The organism is Saccharibacillus kuerlensis DSM 22868 (genome assembly GCF_000378145.1).
GTDB lineage: Bacteria > Bacillota > Bacilli > Paenibacillales > Paenibacillaceae > Saccharibacillus > Saccharibacillus kuerlensis.
Genome location: NZ_KB899277.1, coordinates 435,479 through 452,766 on the forward strand (window position 1 = coordinate 435,479; position 17,288 = coordinate 452,766).

At 50.2% G+C, this 17,288-nt stretch carries 14 protein-coding genes; 2 read left to right on the forward strand and 12 right to left on the reverse strand.

The annotated features are described in order from the left end of the window. Nucleotides 1–48: 48 nt before the first annotated feature. The 11 genes from F456_RS0102060 to F456_RS0102110 form a co-directional block, all read right to left on the reverse strand. Nucleotides 49–1,023, reverse strand: coding sequence for an acetyl-CoA carboxylase carboxyltransferase subunit alpha (locus F456_RS0102060; protein WP_018975342.1), 975 nt, complete (start codon nt 1,021–1,023; stop codon nt 49–51). A gap of 4 nt (nt 1,024–1,027) precedes the next feature. Continuing rightward, nucleotides 1,028–1,921, reverse strand: a complete 894-nt coding sequence (gene accD / locus F456_RS0102065; RefSeq protein ID WP_018975343.1) for an acetyl-CoA carboxylase, carboxyltransferase subunit beta — start codon at nt 1,919–1,921, stop codon at nt 1,028–1,030. A 101-nt stretch (nt 1,922–2,022) separates the two neighbouring features. Then, the gene (locus tag F456_RS0102070) at nt 2,023–2,211 is read right to left on the reverse strand and encodes a hypothetical protein (protein WP_018975344.1); all 189 of its coding nucleotides are present in this window, start codon (nt 2,209–2,211) and stop codon (nt 2,023–2,025) included. A gap of 188 nt (nt 2,212–2,399) precedes the next feature. Continuing rightward, nucleotides 2,400–6,035 (reverse strand): DNA polymerase III subunit alpha, encoded by a 3,636-nt coding sequence (locus F456_RS0102075; RefSeq protein WP_018975345.1) that lies wholly within the window; start codon nt 6,033–6,035, stop codon nt 2,400–2,402. Between the two features lie 28 nt (nt 6,036–6,063). Next, on the reverse strand, nt 6,064–7,398 hold the full coding sequence (locus tag F456_RS0102080) for a DRTGG domain-containing protein (RefSeq protein ID WP_018975346.1): 1,335 nt from the start codon (nt 7,396–7,398) through the stop codon (nt 6,064–6,066). 176 nt (nt 7,399–7,574) lie between these two features. Further along, nucleotides 7,575–7,919: a YlbF/YmcA family competence regulator gene (locus F456_RS0102085; protein WP_018975347.1), complete on the reverse strand. Its 345-nt coding sequence runs from the start codon at nt 7,917–7,919 to the stop codon at nt 7,575–7,577. 52 nt (nt 7,920–7,971) lie between these two features. Then, nucleotides 7,972–8,664 (reverse strand): HAD family hydrolase, encoded by a 693-nt coding sequence (locus tag F456_RS0102090; RefSeq protein ID WP_018975348.1) that lies wholly within the window; start codon nt 8,662–8,664, stop codon nt 7,972–7,974. A gap of 38 nt (nt 8,665–8,702) precedes the next feature. After that, a complete protein-coding gene (locus F456_RS0102095; protein WP_018975349.1) occupies nt 8,703–10,070 on the reverse strand; it encodes a hemolysin family protein in 1,368 nt (455 codons plus the stop codon). Between the two features lie 102 nt (nt 10,071–10,172). Next, nucleotides 10,173–11,309, reverse strand: coding sequence for a radical SAM/CxCxxxxC motif protein YfkAB (gene yfkAB, locus F456_RS0102100; protein ID WP_018975350.1), 1,137 nt, complete (start codon nt 11,307–11,309; stop codon nt 10,173–10,175). A 142-nt stretch (nt 11,310–11,451) separates the two neighbouring features. Then, nucleotides 11,452–12,546, reverse strand: coding sequence for an HD-GYP domain-containing protein (locus tag F456_RS0102105; protein ID WP_018975351.1), 1,095 nt, complete (start codon nt 12,544–12,546; stop codon nt 11,452–11,454). A 99-nt stretch (nt 12,547–12,645) separates the two neighbouring features. Beyond that, nucleotides 12,646–14,082, reverse strand: a complete 1,437-nt coding sequence (locus F456_RS0102110; RefSeq protein WP_018975352.1) for a bifunctional metallophosphatase/5'-nucleotidase — start codon at nt 14,080–14,082, stop codon at nt 12,646–12,648. Between the two features lie 678 nt (nt 14,083–14,760). On the opposite strand from F456_RS0102110, the gene F456_RS0102115 reads away from it, so the two are divergent. Beyond that, the gene (locus tag F456_RS0102115; protein ID WP_018975353.1) at nt 14,761–15,810 is read left to right on the forward strand and encodes an HD-GYP domain-containing protein; all 1,050 of its coding nucleotides are present in this window, start codon (nt 14,761–14,763) and stop codon (nt 15,808–15,810) included. A 50-nt stretch (nt 15,811–15,860) separates the two neighbouring features. Here the strand turns inward: F456_RS0102115 and F456_RS0102120 are convergent, their stop codons facing one another. Further along, on the reverse strand, nt 15,861–16,430 hold the full coding sequence (locus F456_RS0102120) for a hypothetical protein (RefSeq protein WP_018975354.1): 570 nt from the start codon (nt 16,428–16,430) through the stop codon (nt 15,861–15,863). 518 nt (nt 16,431–16,948) lie between these two features. On the opposite strand from F456_RS0102120, the gene F456_RS0102125 reads away from it, so the two are divergent. Beyond that, nucleotides 16,949–17,248, forward strand: coding sequence for a hypothetical protein (locus F456_RS0102125; protein WP_018975355.1), 300 nt, complete (start codon nt 16,949–16,951; stop codon nt 17,246–17,248). Nucleotides 17,249–17,288 lie beyond the last annotated feature (40 nt).

Consider the following 17,288-nt stretch of genomic DNA (forward strand, 5'->3'; position numbering starts at 1 on the left):
TCTACACTAAAAACGCGATTTTGTATAGGTTTTAAAAGTAAAAATTGCTCAGGAATTCGGTAAAATCCGTCCGGAAGCATACTGTCCGATCTTACGGAATTTCTCGTAACGGTCATTAATCAGACCCTGCTCGTCCAGTAATGCCAATTCATCCAGATGGCGAGCCAACGATTCATGAATCGCCAATCCCGTCGCTTCGTAATCACGATGCGCTCCGCCCCGCGGTTCCGGCACAATGTCTTCGATTACTTTCATCTCCAGCAGGTCTGAAGCGGTAATTCTCATCGCTTCTGCCGCCTGATCCGCCTTGGAAGCATCCTTCCACAAAATAGAGGCCGCTCCGTTCGGCGAAATTGCCGCATAAATCGCATTTTCCAGCATCAGAACGCGATTGCCTACGCCGAGCGCAAGAGCGCCTCCGCTGCCTCCTTCGCCGATTACGACACAGATTACCGGTACTTTAAGCATCGCCATATCGCGCAGATTGCGTGCAATCGCTTCGGATTGACCCCGCTCCTCCGCCGTATTGCCGGGATAGGCGCCTTTAGTATCAATAAACGTAATAATCGGACGGCCGAATTTCTCCGCCTGCTGCATCAACCGCAGCGCTTTCCGGAATCCCTCAGGATGGGGACTACCGAAGAAACGGGCGATATTATCCTTCGTGTCCTTGCCTCTCTGATGACCGATAACCGTGACCGGCGTACCGCGGAAACGCGCTAGGCCGCCTACAACCGCCATATCGTCACCGAACAGCCGATCTCCGTGCAGTTCAATGAAATCCGTGAACACATAAGGAATCAGATCAAGCGTCGTCGGACGCTGATGGTGACGTGCCAAATGCATTTTCTGGGCCGGTGTTACATTCGTATAAATTTCATGCTGAAGCTGCGCATAGCGCTCCTCCAGCCGGGAGATTTCGTCACTGAAATCAATCCCTTTTTCCTGTCCGAACTGCTTAAGCTCGTCGATCTTCTTGCGCAGCTCTACAAGAGGCTGTTCAAACGTCAATTCCCCTGCCATTCGTTTAGAGCCCCTCCTTTTTACTGTGCATGCCGATCAATTTGCCCAGCATTGCTTTCATTTCTTTGCGATGCACGACCAAATCCAGCTGTCCATGCTGCATATTGAATTCAGCTGTCTGGAAGTCGTCGGGCAGCTTCTGACGAATCGTCTGCTCGATGACAATGCGACCGGCGAAGCCGAATGCGGCTTTCGGTTCCGCGATGATGATATCTCCAAGCATAGCGAAACTGGCTGACACTCCGCCCATCGTAGGATCGGTGATAACCGACAGATACAGTCCGCCTTTTTCCGCAAACTGCCCCAAAGCAGCACTCGTCTTAGCCATCTGCATCAAGCTGAGGATACTTTCCTGCATACGTGCTCCGCCCGAAGTTGAGAAAATGATGAGCGGCAAACCATATTCTCCGGCGTGTTCGATAATCCGTGTGATTTTTTCGCCGACTGCCGATCCCATACTTCCGCTGAAAAAGTCGAAGCTCATGACCGCAACTGCGACAGGCTGACCATTAATAGCACCTTCGCCGGTAACGACCGCTTCATTCAATCCCGATTTCAGCTTCTGCTCTTCGAGTTTACCGGCATAGCCCGGGAATTCGAGAGGATCGATCGAAACAACATCGTTGTCATGCTCAACGAAGCTGCCTTCATCCAGAGTCATTGCTATGCGCTCCATGGCGTTCAGCCGCATATGATGACCGCAGGAAGGACATACTTTCAAATTTTTCTCCAGTTCCTTGCTGTACTGGATAGTGCCGCATTTGCTGCATTTATTCATAAGCCCTTCCGGTATCTCCCGCTTTGGACGCTGCTGCGTCTCCGCTTCGCCGCTACCGGCACTACGGTCGGGAGGAAGGGTTGCGTACTTTCTCTTTTTCTGAAATAAATCCTTGAACACCACTACACCTCTTCAGCCGTTATTTGGCGGGCCTCGCCTTGAAGGTCGATCTTGACACCGTGCTCACTCTCGCGCTTGATCCCGGCCGGAACCGGCAGCTTTTAGGGATGCAAAATAAAATTCAGCACCTCTTGAATTTCTTCAAGCTCGCCGGAAGGGACCAAAATCTCGAACTGCTGTTTGGACATGTTGACGGGACGGATTTTGACAAGAAATCCTTCGTCGGTCAGCCTGCTACTGAGCTTCTCCGCCTTTTTAGCGGTAGAGGCGATATAAATCACCGTCCACATGAACAAATATGTCCCCCTTGTCGACTGCCCGAATGAACCCGTATCCCCGCATAATGGCTTAATGATACCATAAGGCTGTTTTTTTTAGCAACAGAATCGGTCTGGGCACCGTAGAACGGACGAAAGAGCAAAGCCGGCATGCCTGTACAAGACGCGCCGGCTCTACAAATATCAACAGCGAACAAATCTTATTTCACGCGGACCGTTCCGCTGCCGAGCAGCCCTTCCATTTGTGCAAACAATTCCGGAGAAGGCTGAATTCGGTAAGCGTCGCTCAGAGCAATCAGCTTCTGGGTGTCTTCATAGAAAAGAAGCGTCGGCATGGGTCCAGGATGATTCTGCAGCATAGCTTTAAGCGCTTCGAGCAGCTCTGGATTCCGGCGGCCTTCCGCAATCTTGATGAAGACGCGCTGCGTCGGCACATCCGGCCTTACCGCAGCAGAGGCTGCACTGCCGGAAGCTCCAGGCGGAGCCTCCGAGACGGATGAATGAGTCCGTCCGCCTTTCTCTGAAGGCTTGACTGCGTCTGCCGAAGCGGCGTTTGCTGTACTGCGGGAAGTTCGGGCAGGACGGCCCTGACTTTGAGCGGCACCGCGTGCTTCGCTGCGGGCGAGAAGACCGCGCACGGCTTCTTCGCCAAGCGGCAGTACCGTGTCGGCAAGGAGCTTGAACCCTTCGTCCTGCTGCTGCACCTTCGCTCGCAGTGCAATCAGAGCGCCCGGCAGCATCGCTTCCTGGCTCCGCTTCCACACTTCGGGGAACAGCACGAGTTCGCAGCGCTCGATCTGATCTTCGATCTCGGCGAAGGCCATTGCCTTACCCTGCTTGGTCGTAATCGTTTTGAGGCTGACGACCATCCCCGCCGTTACAGTGTGACTTTCATCGGGAGCCTCGCCCAGCTCCATCAGCTTCTGGGCCCCGGTCTCATCCAGCGTCCGCTCGTAATCGTCCAACGGATGCCCGGACAAATACAAACCCAGCAGTTCGCGTTCCAGATCAAGCTGCTCCGTTCCTGTATACTCACGTACATCAGGATATTCGATCTCCCAGTTCGGCGTCTCGATAAAGTCGAACATCTGGATCTGAAAATCTTCGCGTTCCTTGCGCCACTTGGCGGCGGCATCAAGCGCTTCGTCCAGCATGGCAAGCTGCTGCGCACGGTGTCCCGGCAGCGAATCGAATGCGCCGGCTTGAATCAGCGCCTCGATCACACGGCGGTTGCATGTCTTCGGATCGACCCGTCTGCAGAAGTCGAGCAAACTTTCGAAAGGCTGCTTCGCACGTTCTTCCATCAAATTGCGAATCGCATTGGTCCCGACATTTTTGATTGCAGCCAGTCCAAATCTCAGGCTCGGTATTCCGTTTTCTTCCGAAGGTGTAAACAGCATGCCGCTCTTGTTCACGTCCGGCGGCAGTACCGGAATATTCATCCGTCGGGTCTCCACGACATATTCGGCTACCTTGCGATGGTTGCCGGTAACCGCCGCAAGCATCGACGCCATAAATTCGACCGGATAATGCGCCTTAAGATAGGCGGTCTGGAACGCCAACACACCGTAAGCCGCAGCGTGAGCACGAGGGAATCCATAATCGGCGAAACGAACAATCATGTCGTATACCTTGTTGGCATCTTCCTCGCTGTAATGCTGACCCAGACTGCCGCGGACAAAGTGCTCGCGTTCCTGATCCAGCGTCTCCCGCTTCTTCTTCGATACGGCGCGCCGCAGCAAATCCGCTTCCCCGAGTGAAAATCCGGCCATCGTGGAGGCGATCTGCATAATCTGTTCCTGGTACACGATAATGCCGTGCGTGTCTTCCAGAATCGGCCGCAGATCTTCGTGCGGATATTCGGCCGTTACCGCTCCGTGTTTAACTTGAATATAATTCGGAATGAATTCCATCGGACCCGGACGATACAGAGCGACAACGGAAATGATATCTTCAATGACCGAAGGTTTCATTTCTTTCATCACCCGGCGTATGCCTGGAGATTCCAGCTGAAAGACACCTGTCGTATCTCCGCGCCCGAGCAGTTCATACGTCCCCGGATCGTTGTCGGAAACTTTTTTGAAATCAACTGCCGCCCCGGTACGCTCTGCAATCCAGTTCTGGCAGCGCTCGATGATCGACAGTGTACGCAGGCCGAGGAAGTCCATCTTAAGCAGTCCAACGGATTCCAGACTTTCCATCGGGTACTGCGTCAGCGCGGTCTTCTCTCCGCCTTCCTGCAGCGGAACATAATCTGTCAGTGGGCCTCGTGCAATTACGACCCCGGCAGCATGTGTCGAGGCGTGACGCGGCATTCCTTCGACTCTCCGGGCCATGTCGATCAGCTTTTTCGTATCGGGCGATGCATCAACCCGCTCGCGCAGCGCGGTATTCTGGGACAGCGCCCGATCAATCGTCATACCGACCTGTACAGGAATCAGCTTGGCCGTTCTGTCGACATCGCTGTAAGGCAGCGCAAGCACACGTCCTACGTCGCGTACAGCAGCACGGGCAGCCAATGTTCCGAATGTGATGATCTGTGCAACGCGATCAGAACCATATTTGTCCGTCACATAAGCAATTACCTCGTCACGACGTTCGTCACTAAAATCGATATCAATATCGGGCATCGTAATTCGCGCAGGATTCAGGAAGCGTTCGAACAGCAAATTGTACTTGATCGGGTCGACATCGGTAATGCCGAGCGTGTAAGCGACAAGACTGCCTGCCGACGAGCCCCGTCCGGGTCCCGTGACAATTTTTTGTTCATGCGCATAACGGATAAAGTCCCACACAATCAGAAAGTAATCGGAAAAGCCCATCGTGCCGATAACGCCCAGCTCATATTCCAATCGTTGATCCAGCTTGGCCCGGTACTCCGGCTCATCCCATTGGGGCATGCTGCCGTAACGGTGCCGAAGCCCTTCGCTGCAGAGATCGATTAGAAATTCCTGCGGCGATTTGCCTTCCGGCAGCGGCTGATACTCAGGCAAAATCGAGCGGCCAAGTTCAATTTCCAGCTGACACTGCTCCGCAATTTTAGCCGTGTTTTCCAGTGCTTTAGGCAGATGAGGGAACAACTTCGCCATCTCTGCGCCGCTTTTCAGGTACAACTGACGAGTAGGGATGCGCAAACGTTCTTCATCCTCTACCGTCTTGCCGGTACCGATGCAGATCAGTACATCTTGAACTTCGGCGTCCGGTTCGGCCAAATAATGCGAATCGTTGGTGACAATCAGCTCTACGCCGATTTCTTCCGCCAACGCGATCAGCATCGGGTTTACTTTCTTCTGCTCTGCAATTCCATGATCCTGCAGCTCGATGTAGAAGTTTTCTCCAAAAATCTCTTTGTACCGCAGTGCGGCAGCTTTAGCTTCTTCCGGTCGTCCATTCAGAAAGTGCTGTGGGATCTCCCCCCCGATGCAAGCACTGGTACACACAATCCCTTCGCTGTACTGCTTCAGAACCTCACGATCGATTCGGGGCTTGTAATGAAATCCTTCCAAATGACCGGCCGAACACATTTTCATTAGATTGCGGTATCCGGTCTCGTTTTTCGCCAGCAGCAGCAAATGATAGATCGGCTGATCTTTGCGATTGGCCCTGTCGTGCCGTGAGCCCGACGTATAATAAGCCTCAAAGCCGAGAATCGGCTTGATGCCGGCGGCCCGGCATGCTTTGTAAAACGGAATGGCGCCATACATGACGCCATGGTCGGTCAGCGCGAGCGATTTCATACCGAGCTCGGCCGCACGCCCTACCAGTTCCTTGATCCTCGCCGCTCCGTCGAGCAGACTGTATTCGCTGTGTACATGCAGATGGACAAAATCGTTCATGCGGACGCTCCCCCTTTTCCGTTCAATGTTAGCCGTTTTCGATCGAATGCAGCGTCATGATCGCTTTGGATACCGTCTGGTCCTGGTGCGAAATCGCAATTTCCAACCGGCAGATCCGGCGTCCAAGTTCCAATACGAGCGGCATGACTGTCACCGCATCCTCGATCTGAACCGGACGAATAAAATACGTACTCATATTGTCAACGACATAATCGTTGCCGCTGTAGTCCTTCGCCATGCGCAGTGCGGCCTGGATCATGACGGATGTCATCACGCCTTCCGATATCGTGCCAAGATCGGTCGCCATCTGGGGTGTAATAAATCCGTGAAAAAAGAGTCGACCTTCTTCATCTCTCTCTTCGGCAAAACCGTTCCATATCAGATGATCGAATGTCTCGCCCAGGCTGCTCTGCTCGCGTGCGTCGCGCATAGCCTGCAGAACTTCGCGCCGTGTCAGCACGCCCGCCAGTTTGCGATTGCGATCGACAACCGGAAGAAAATCGATTCCTTCCCAAGTCATAATCTGCGCCGCGGAGGCCAGCGAAGTCAGCATACCTGCCGTTACGGGACTGCGTACCATCGCCCGTTCGATCGTCTGGCCAGATTCGAGATTCTCAATATCCCTGCGGCTGACGATACCAAGCACCCGGTTCCATTCATCGGTTACAGGGAAACTTGTCGCTCCGGTACGCTCCGATATGCGCCGAAAATCTTCTTGAGTACTGGTAGTTTTCAAGGAGTACGGCTTCGGCTTCAGACCGATCAGATCTTCCACCAACATGATTTTTTTCTTGATCAGTCGATCGAAAATCGCCCGGTTAATCATTGATGCGACCGTAAATGTATCGTGACGCGAGGATATAATGGGCAGGCCAAGGCGGTCCGCAAGACTTTTGACTTCGCGGCTCGTTCCGAACCCGCCGGTAATCAGCACGCCCGCTCCATGTTCAATAGCAAGCGAATGCGCATTCTCACGGTTGCCTACAATCAGCAGGCTGCCTGTGTCGATGTAACGTGCCATTGCATCGACTTTCATAGCCCCAATCACATATTTGTGCAGCGTGATGGACAGCCCTTCATTGCCTCCGAGTACATGTCCTTCTACAATATCGACAACGTCTGCAAAGGTCAGTTGATCCGTGATATTACGCGGCTTCTTTTCTACACGGACGGTTCCGATCCGCTCTTTCGTAATCACGATGCCGAGCGTTTCGGCTTCTTTGACAGCACGATAGGCCGTTCCTTCACTGACGCCCATTTCCTTGGCCAGTTTGCGGACGGAGATCTTGGTGCCGACCTTCAGCTGCTCGATATGCTGCAGCAGCTGCTCGTGCTTCGTCACGGTTTGCTCATGCCCTTCCAACTGTTGTACTCCTCTCCAGAAATCTGTATTATGCTGTTTCACTATTATAACATAAATATCCGTATTGAAAATTGTTCACCACCCTGAGGAAAAAGCAAAAAGCCCCGGTATTCCCAAGGGAAACCGAGACCTCGTTTCATGAATAGGTGTTCAGGGATTTCTTATTTATGCTGCAATTAGCGCGGGTCGTACATATTCGCCAAGCTGTCGGAAATGATCTTGTTCACGTCCTGAATAATTACGCTCAAGCGCTGTTCAGCATCGAACAGACGACGGATATTCAAGTTCAGGCTGAGCACTTCAAACAATTTCTCCATCTGTTCCATTTCTTCCTGTGGAGGCATGTCTCCGCTCATCATTCGCTGTTGAATGTTCATTTGGCGTGTACGGAAATCGTCCAGCATGCGTTTGCTCTCCGTGTCGACTTCGATCAGTTTCAGTGCGGCCGTAATATCCTGCACTTCTTGGCTTTCCTGGAGCGACTTTGCGAGGTCGTGAGCCTTATCGTAAATGTTCGTCATAGGTAGTAGATCTCCTTTTGGGGCTTTCCCCCGCTTTTATTTGAATCTTTTTCTAATTGGAAGGCGCATTGTCATACAGTTCGAGCAGCTCAGCAAATTTCGTAATTTGTACGTCCGCATCTTCAAGTTCCTGATTGGCTCCAAATTCGGCGTAGGCGCAGCCGACTACACTTAAGTTGTTACCGCGGCCGGCCTGCACATCCGACGACCGATCCCCAACCATCCAGGCGCTTTTCACATTGTATTTTTTAAGCAGCATCTCTACCAGCAGCACTTTGGTTGCGGTCTGATACTCGCCCGCACTGTACTGGGCTTCAAACAGCGGTGCGATACCGAGAGCTGCCGATACGCCTTTGACGTAATCTTCAAGACCGTTGCTGGCAACAAATAGACGGACGCCGCGCTCTTGAAGCTGCTCCAGTGTCTCTTTGACGTCGGGATAGAGAAGTCCTTCTCCACCCTTCAGCACTTCCAGCTGAAGCTCCAGCAGCAGCTCATTTGCTCTGCTGCGAACATGGTCATCAGTTTCCGGAATCACGATCTGCCAGATCTCTTCGAGCAGCATCCCAAGGCTGCCCAGAATCAAGCGTTCCGGCGGTGTATCGCCTGTGTATAAGCCCTCCGCGCGCAGCACATCGAACATCTTGTGATAGGCCGGAAGCAGTGCAGTTTCCGTCTGGAACAATGTACCGTCCATATCGAAAATCATCGCTTCAGGCTTGTACATTCCTGTTGGATTTTGCATGTTCAGCCTCATCCTCTCTCCCGTAAAACGAATCCGGATCAATCCTCGCCCCGTTCGTCTTCATCCCCGATTTTTTGGTTACCTTCGTCCGATTCTTCATGCGACTTATGGATATTGACACGGGTAATACGCAGACGTTCAGCTTCGGCAACTTCAAATATATTTCGGCCAAGTTCGACTCTCTGTCCTGGCTGCGGATTGCCTTCAAGCTCCTTAAACATCCAGCCTCCGATCGAATCGACCTCTTCGTCGTCAATATCGGCTCCGACCAGATCGTTAACGTCTTCGATTAACAGGCGGCCGTCAACGGAGATCACATCTCCAAGCACTTCGATTTCCGGACGCTCATTCTCGAATTCATCGTAAAGATCCCCTACAATTTCTTCCAGAATCTCCTCGGCAGTCAATAGCCCGGCAGTTCCGCCGTACTCATCAACAACGAGCGTTAACTGCGCACGTTTCTGCTGCATGAGTCTCAACACATGGCTGATCTCCATTGACTCCGGCACATTAAGAATGGGGCGAACCAACTTCCTTAGATTAGGCTCGGATCCCGCCGGCCACAGCAGAATATCAGTGATGTGAACAAAGCCGATAATCTGATCTTTGTCCTCAATGGCTACCGGATAACGGGAATGCCGAGTTTCGGTAATAATTTTCAAATTTTCTTTGAGCGGGAGGTTGACGTACAGGCAGTCCATATCAGTTCGCGGCAGCATAACCTCGCGTGCCAGCATATCGGAGAAGTCGAAGATATTGTCCATCAGCTTGACTTCTTCCAGATCGATTGCTCCGCTTTTTGCACTTTGATTCATCAGAATACGAATTTCTTCCTCGGAATGGGCAGCTTCGTTTTCACCTGCCGGTTGAAGACCGAACAATCGCAGAAACGCATTCGCTGCATGATTGAGCAGCCAAATCACCGGGAAAAATACGTAATAAAATACGAGCAGCGGTCCTGCCAGCGCAAGCGAGGTGCCTTCAGACTTCTGAATCGCAAGCGACTTGGGAGCCAGTTCGCCAAGTACGATATGCATGAACGTTATGATCGCAAATCCAACAGCTACAGACACCCCTCCGATCAGTGTCGGGTCGGTAAATCCGACCTGATACATCAGCGGCTCGACCAAAAGTTCCGAGACAACCGGTTCACCCAGCCAACCAAGTCCGAGCGAAGTCAGCGTAATGCCAAGCTGGGTTGCAGACAGATACGTGTCCAGTCTATTGGCGACTTTAAGCGCGTAGGGAGCCAGACGGTTTCCTTCGCCGTTGAGCTGAATGAGCCTGGAATGCCGAACTTTGACAAGCGCAAATTCTGCAGCGACAAATACGCCATTCAGGAAAACCAGCAGCAGTACGATAAACAAATTAATCGCTAATTCTCCCAGATGTATCTCATGGCCCAATAAAATCTCCTCTTTTCTTCAACGCTTGCATGCCGTTGTTGGGGGAATGCCCCGGAATGCATGAGTCTGTAGAAACTTGTCGAAAATTTAGTCCAGAAGGCTTTAATCCAGAAGGGCGCGGCGCGATTTGAAATCGACATCTTTGTAATACATATCCGCTACCAGCAGGTTGGGGCCGCAGCAGCTTGCCGCATCGCAGTGGCAGTTGACAGTCCGGTTCAGCGGATGATTCGTCGTCCATTCCTCAAAGATTGTATCGAGATTGCTCTCATACACGCTGCCAAAAGACGGAATAGCGGCAAAATCTGTGACAAACACTTCGCCAGTAAACATATTGACATTGACCCGATTGCGTCCGTCCGGGTCGTTGCGTACTGTGACGTTCTTGGCACTGTACAATTTGCGTAGTAATGCGCGTTCTTCATCAGTGTTTCCGCAGGCGAAAAATGGCAGAGTACCAAACAGCATCCATACATTTTCATCCCGATGATCAAGCAGATCGTGAATAGCCAGCCGCATTTCGTCTAAAGACAGCACCGGCAGATTGGCCGCGAAAGCCGACGGATACATCGGATGAACCTCGTGACGCCGGCAGCCCATTTCAAGAATCGCTTCGTGCATCTGCGGTAGATGCTTATGTGTACGGAAATTGATCATCGTCTCTGCAGAAATGAACATGCCTGACTTGCTGAGGCTTTTTGCATTGTCGATCATTCGATTATACATTTTTTCGGCCGCCGCGAATGGAACGGGATGTCCGCTGTTCGCGAATCCCGTCCGGTGAAAGTCTTCCGCCCCTCTATAGTTGAACGAAATGTGCATCACGTCCAGATAAGGCAGAAGTTTCTCGTAGCGATCCAGGTCCAGCGTCAAGTTCGAATTGATCTGCGAACGAATGCCGCGTTCACGGGCGTAGCGAAGCAGAGGTACAATCACGTTGTCGACGGTCTGTCGACGGAAAGAAGGTTCTCCTCCCGTAATGCTGATTGTCTCCAAATGTTCGACCTCGTCCAACCTGCGCAGCATAAGATCGAGCGGGATCATATCCGGCTCGTTCATGACAAGCGTATCGCCGACCGCACAGTGTTCGCATCGCATATTGCACAGATTCGTAACCGTCATTTCCACGCTGGTCAGGCGGTGCCTGCCATGTTTGCGCAGCGAGCGGATCGGATCCCAAGGATCGTAGCTCGGAGACAAATCACGCAGTTGAAGCCCGCCGTTATTAATTACAGTCATTTGGACCACCTTTATTATCGAGAACTCCCTTGGACCGCTGCAATTTCTGCATCGGCCTCAAAGGATGAAGCCCGCTTTTCTTTTATATAACCGTTTATCTACAGCATACACCTAAATCGCATGGAATCCGAATATCGAGATACTAGCGATTTGCGATCCGATCGACCATAACCGACAAATGCTGGGACAGATCCACTTCATACGGTTGAATGCTGGCCCCTTCCGCATCTTCGATCACACGCACAATTGGACGGTTTGGCGTTTTGGATGGCACCCTTGTCACAACGCCGGTTTCTCCGGTGCTGAGTCTGACCGTCAACCCTACTGGATAGAGTGCCACTTTATCACGAAATACCTCCAACTTGCGCTGGTCATATTGTGTGCAGGAACCGCCATATAGAATATCTACGGCTTGATGCGGCAGCATGCCGGACCGGTATACCCGATTTGTAGTCATTGCATCATAAGAATCCGTAATGGCAATCCACTTGGCAAAATCGTGAATTTCGCTGCCGGCAATCCCACGCGGATATCCGCTGCCATCCAACCGTTCATGATGCTGAAAAGCGCAGTGAGCAGCAAGCAGCGGTACGAAAGGTTCGTCTTTCAATATGGCAAACCCATATTCCGTATGGCGCTTCATTTCCGCAAATTCTTCGTCGGTGAGCTTGCCGGACTTTAGCAGCACCTTGGGAGAAATTCTCGTTTTTCCTATATCATGCAGCATCGAACCCATACCTATTGTAAACAGATCATCCCGCGAATACCCTGCCGCCATTCCAAGCGTCAGCGTGTATAGACATACGTTAAACGAATGCGTGTACAAATAATGATCCGTTGTATGAATATCACCGAGCATAATTAAAACATCTTCTCTCGATCCTAAATCGTTTAAGATTTCTTCAGTCATCTTGCGAAAATTATAGCCCAGATGCGGGTATGAGATCCGCCCCATCGTATCGTTGATCATACTGCGGTAGACGGTTCGGATTTGTTTAATCGCCTGCCGTCTCGTCTCATCGGTAACCATCTCGGGTACTACAACATCGTCTGTGACTTTATCTTGGACGTAAAGCATATCTACACCGAGCTTCTCCAGCCTGCGAAGAATCGAAGCTGTCAGCTCGGCCCCTTCGGCCAGCAGCGTCAAACCCTCTTCACTATAAATGCGTTTGCCCAGCTTCATGCCGGGCTGTATTTGTCCGATTGACAGCAGCCGCACAAACTTCCACTCCATTTAAGCCGTCTCGTAGTCCGGATCCTGCGACTGGCACTTCCGGTGGCGAGGGCCGTTTATATTTTGAACTCAATCTCCAAAATGGTACCGTCCGGCACCTCAGGCGCGAATCCATCGGCAAGAAGAAGCTTCTTGCGCCGCACCCGGACGCCCCAGTTCCATACGCAGCAAATCCCGCAAGAATTCAGGCAAAATAAACGTTTTATCTGTCCCCCGACTTAACGATTCATAACCGGCACCGAATGTAAACATATCCAGCGTACCGACTCGGTATTCTTCATTTGGCTCAATCTTTCGCCCGGAAGTCCGAGCTTCGAGAATTCGAGAATATGCAGGAGCCTCTGGATCAAACAAAATTGTCAATCCGTCTGCACACAACCCGCCCAACCTTTCTCCGCGAAATCCAAATCCGGTCAGTTTCTTACCTGTGTATTCCGGCAGCAGCGATTGTTCAAGACTTCGCAGAATATCGCTGCCTCTCAGCGTAACGACACAGGGATTGATAGGCGACGGACATAGAGCATGCAGCATTCCTTCGGTAATTTCTCCAGGTGGGAGCGGTCCCAGTACCTGGCCGGAATTAACAAGAGAAAATTCACCGCCAGCAAAACGCCGAACCGACTGGGCAAGCAAATTGCCGAGTTCGGATTCATGTTCGTAATCGACTGCCAGTTCGCATTCCGATACCGCAGCTGTACGCTGCAGTCGATAAGCCGCATCTTCATGATGCCGCTTGATTGCGCGGTCAACCTCAGAATCTGACACTGCTGATTCGTCGAGTTCGATCAATCCAGCCTCCCGTATCCTGCAAGTTCCTGAAACGGGATTACGCTCAATAACAATTCGCCCGATATGACGTCCAAACTTACCTGCCGCACACACAAGAGTCTGTCCGATTGCAATCGGTTCCGCAAGCAGATGATGCGTATGGCCTCCCAATATAAGATCGATGCCTTCAATCATACCCGCAATTCGTTCATCCGAAGCCAAGCCCAGATGAGAAAGCAAAATGACAATATCCGCATGCATACGCAGTTCATTCACCCGGTCCTGTAAGGCAAAAAATGGATCGGACACTTCAACCCCCAATAAACGATAAAAATCGGAGAAAGGTGCAGTGAGTCCCAATATGCCGATTCGAAAACCTCCGGTATTGACAATCGCAGTTTCTTGAAGCCAATCCGGCAGGGTGCCATCTGCCATCCGCACATTTCCGCATACAACGGGGCATTTTAAGGAGGCGTAAATTTCTCCGAGACGCTCCGGTGTGAAGGTTAAGCCCTCATTATTACCGATCGTTATAGCATCATAACCGGAACGGTTCAAAATATCGACATTCGCCGATCCCAGACTGCCTTCCGTTTCGATGGCCATCCGATCCATATGGTCGCCTACATCGAGCGTGCACACTGGTCTTCCCAGCGATTTTTCTGCAGCGATAAAAGCGGCGATTCGGCCCATCTGCTCAAAGTGACTATGAATGTCGTTAGTATGCAGAATCGTCAGCGTATTTTGCTCTTCTGTCTTTGAGCCCATAGAGACCGTCCTCCTTTGGACATAGGCATCCTGCGCAGAGCGGAATCACAGGTCCAGGCTCTCGCTCACTAAAATCGCATTCGCCTTAAATTCCAATCATAAAGCCATAACCGGAAACACACAAGTCGAATTACGGTCCTTATGCCAGTATTTTAACATGCCTCAGGTCCCTCCGAAAGAACAAGCCATTCTCTTTGAATAAAATATTGACATCAGAATCAAGAGCCCAAAGAAAAATAAGGATAATTTACCCTTGTATGATAGATATGTCTGGTTCATATGCGCCATTTTAATGATAGATAATGATAGATATGATATATTTAGAAAGTCAGCATCATATTTATGTCAGATAGCAACCAGCAAACAAATTGGACCAATCCTGCCGATATACCAAGTAATGGGCTTTGGGTTGTTCGGGTCTGTGGACCTATGCAATCTTCTAAAATGTATCCAGTCGATCTCCTGCCCACTTAAATTCCGGTTCGAACTTGTGCTTTGTCCGTAAACTGATATGGAATCTGCGAGCGGAAACGGAAAGTGGCAGTATGACAAAGAGATCAGAAGATGCCGATTTGCAAATACAGAAAATGGAGAATGACGAAGCCAATGGGTGGGGGTCCTTGGTCACCTCGTTTGTTCTTCCGCAGCAATTGTTTGTTATGAAAGGGGACATCGTTTTTGAAAGTTCACGTTACAGATCTTAAGCCTGGCGATCGCCTGATTGCCGATACCTTCAACCGGCACGGTGTGCATATTCTCGCGAAGGGAACAGCATTGCACGATGCGGAAATCGCCCGCTTGGTCCAGCATAGTATAGACTATGTCGAAGTTCATACTTCTATGCAAGAGGTTTACTCCAATGCTAGTTCCGCCGCCTATTTCTTCCCTGAAATCAAATCGACATTTGACGACGCCATTCTAATGTTCGAATCGCTGTTTCATGAATCGATGACGACAGGAAGTTTTAACAGCGAACTTGTTGAAGACATCATGCAGCCTTTATTTAACGTACTGGCTTCTCAAAAAGATGCTGTTGCGCTTCTCCTGCTTCTTAACCGGGACGCCAACTACACGTATGTACATTCCATGCAAGTCGGTATGCTGTCTTACTATCTTGCACTTTGGCTTGGATATCCGCATGATGAGGCTTCGCAAATTTGCCAAGCCGGCTATTTGCATGATATCGGCAAATCGACGATTCCAGGAGAAATTCTAAATAAACCGGGTAAACTTACTCGTGAAGAATACGAAATTGTCAAAATGCATACGGTTAACGGTTATCAAATCATTCGCAACTCTCTTGGTGATACGGTTGCGGCAACTGCAGCTTTACAGCATCATGAGCGCGGCGACGGCAGCGGTTATCCTTATGGGATCAAGGAAGAAGAAATGCATCCGTGGTCACGCATTATCGCCGTAGCGGACGTTTACAGTGCCATGACCAGCAACCGTGTCTATCAGGATAAGCAGGAACTGATCAATGTGCTGAAGGAATTGTATTCGCTTAGCTTTGGTCAATTGGCTGCAGAACCAACTCATACATTTATTCGCAATATGCTTCCTTACTTTATTAACAAGAAAGTTCGCCTGACAAATGGGGAGCACGGTTATATTGTAATGAACCATCCGACCGACTTCTTCCGACCGTTGGTTCGCGTCAGTGACCGATTTGTCGACCTGTCGATTGAAACTGACCTTAATATTGCGGAAATTTTTTCTGATAATTAATTCAAGACAGAAAAACACGTATCCTTTATCAGCGGATACGTGTTTTTTGATTACCTTTTCAATACAAGCTTAACTGTCGAAGTACTTACATCTTCGTCTTTTGAAGCAACGTATCGGTTCAGCAGTTTCTGAGACTGAATCATTGCGCTTGGCGTTTCTGTTCCGGTCTCTTTCCAATAATTCTGAAGCAATTCGTACAGGTTGCCGTACTTACCCGCTCCTTCCGCCAGGAAGAAATAAGCAATATCACTGCCTCTCGGTTTCAAATGGCGCTCTGCTCGGCTGTTCGGATCATACGTGCATACTTCGATTTCACCGCTGGCATTAATTCCACCGAACGCAGTCATTACCGACTTGCCTTTTTCGGAAAAAGCAGCCAGTGTCATCTCCAGAATAACTAAAATCCGGTCATAAGGCGTTCCTTCAATCAACAAATCCGAGATGTGCTTGGCAATGACTTCGCGCGCTTCACGGTCTCCACCGGCTGTCGCTACGAATTCTTTCTCTCCCACCTTAACGACATGCTGCTCCGGATTTGGTGTAGACTCCGAACCGACAGCCTCGCTATCGCTCATTACGGTTATAAAATTCTCTTTTGCAATTACGGAAATGAAGCTCATTTCTTTATTCCTCCTTCTCTATGGCGTGTACGCAAATCCATCATGACGACTGCGAACGGAAGCACAGTCAGTCGTTCGATCTTTAAGCGCACCTCCGAAATCCGCTGCTCTGCTCAGCGAGGAAAGCCATGATGCGCCATTTGCGTACACGTCGTAAGCTAACTAATTCGCGGACTGCGGTCTTTTTTCCTGCCTGCTCCTCAGAATTAAAAGAAAACGTCAGCTTTCTCAGTATACCAGACGAACTGTCTCTCGGGCGAGTTGAAAAAAGAAGAGCGAATTCGTTCTCAAAAGAAGAGAATAGAGTGATCGCTACTTTCTTTTACTTCTACTTATGGAATCCTCGACTAATATAGGACTAAGCAGCCAGAAAACGATATAGACTGCCGGTTTTAGACATTCTATACGCTTCAAATAAAAAGAAGAGAGCCAAAACGAGCTTTTGTAAAACGGTTGCCTGTAATTATTCGTCTATTACACAGGGTTATCCTGTAGTTGAAAAAGGGGTTGAAGCTCCTATGTTGGGTGAGACGCTGCTTGAAGAAGTTAAAGCTGCCGTTGATCGGTGTGTACAAAAGTCAATATCAGCAAGAGCAGAGTATTTTGGAGAAATCCGGCAGGCAGATGGCATATTTGAACCCCATGTATTACCTATTTATTCTCCCGTCCAAATTTATGCACAGCTTGAAACAGCTCTGGGCATTCTCGGCTTCGTATTCAACAATCGAACAAAGCAGCAGCAAGGTGAAATCAAAATCTATTTGAACCAATTACAGATTGCTGTACATAAAGAAACAAGGAGCAAAAATTCGGAATAAAGTGATTTTTGCAATGACAAAAAAGAGGCGAACCTGTAGG

Bases quoted from the DNA above. Each gene is read 5' to 3' on its own strand.
- F456_RS0102060 (WP_018975342.1), bottom strand. From the start codon at position 1,023: ATGGCAGGGGAATTGACGTTTGAACAGCCTCTTGTAGAGCTGCGCAAG.
- F456_RS0102070 (WP_018975344.1), bottom strand. From the start codon at position 2,211: ATGTGGACGGTGATTTATATCGCCTCTACCGCTAAAAAGGCGGAGAAG.
- F456_RS0102075 (WP_018975345.1), bottom strand. From the start codon at position 6,035: ATGAACGATTTTGTCCATCTGCATGTACACAGCGAATACAGTCTGCTC.
- F456_RS0102085 (WP_018975347.1), bottom strand. From the start codon at position 7,919: ATGACGAACATTTACGATAAGGCTCACGACCTCGCAAAGTCGCTCCAG.
- F456_RS0102090 (WP_018975348.1), bottom strand. From the start codon at position 8,664: ATGCAAAATCCAACAGGAATGTACAAGCCTGAAGCGATGATTTTCGAT.
- yfkAB (WP_018975350.1), bottom strand. From the start codon at position 11,309: ATGACTGTAATTAATAACGGCGGGCTTCAACTGCGTGATTTGTCTCCG.
- F456_RS0102105 (WP_018975351.1), bottom strand. From the start codon at position 12,546: ATGGAGTGGAAGTTTGTGCGGCTGCTGTCAATCGGACAAATACAGCCC.
- F456_RS0102110 (WP_018975352.1), bottom strand. From the start codon at position 14,082: ATGGGCTCAAAGACAGAAGAGCAAAATACGCTGACGATTCTGCATACT.
- F456_RS0102120 (WP_018975354.1), bottom strand. From the start codon at position 16,430: ATGAGCTTCATTTCCGTAATTGCAAAAGAGAATTTTATAACCGTAATG.
- F456_RS0102125 (WP_018975355.1), top strand. From the start codon at position 16,949: ATGTTGGGTGAGACGCTGCTTGAAGAAGTTAAAGCTGCCGTTGATCGG.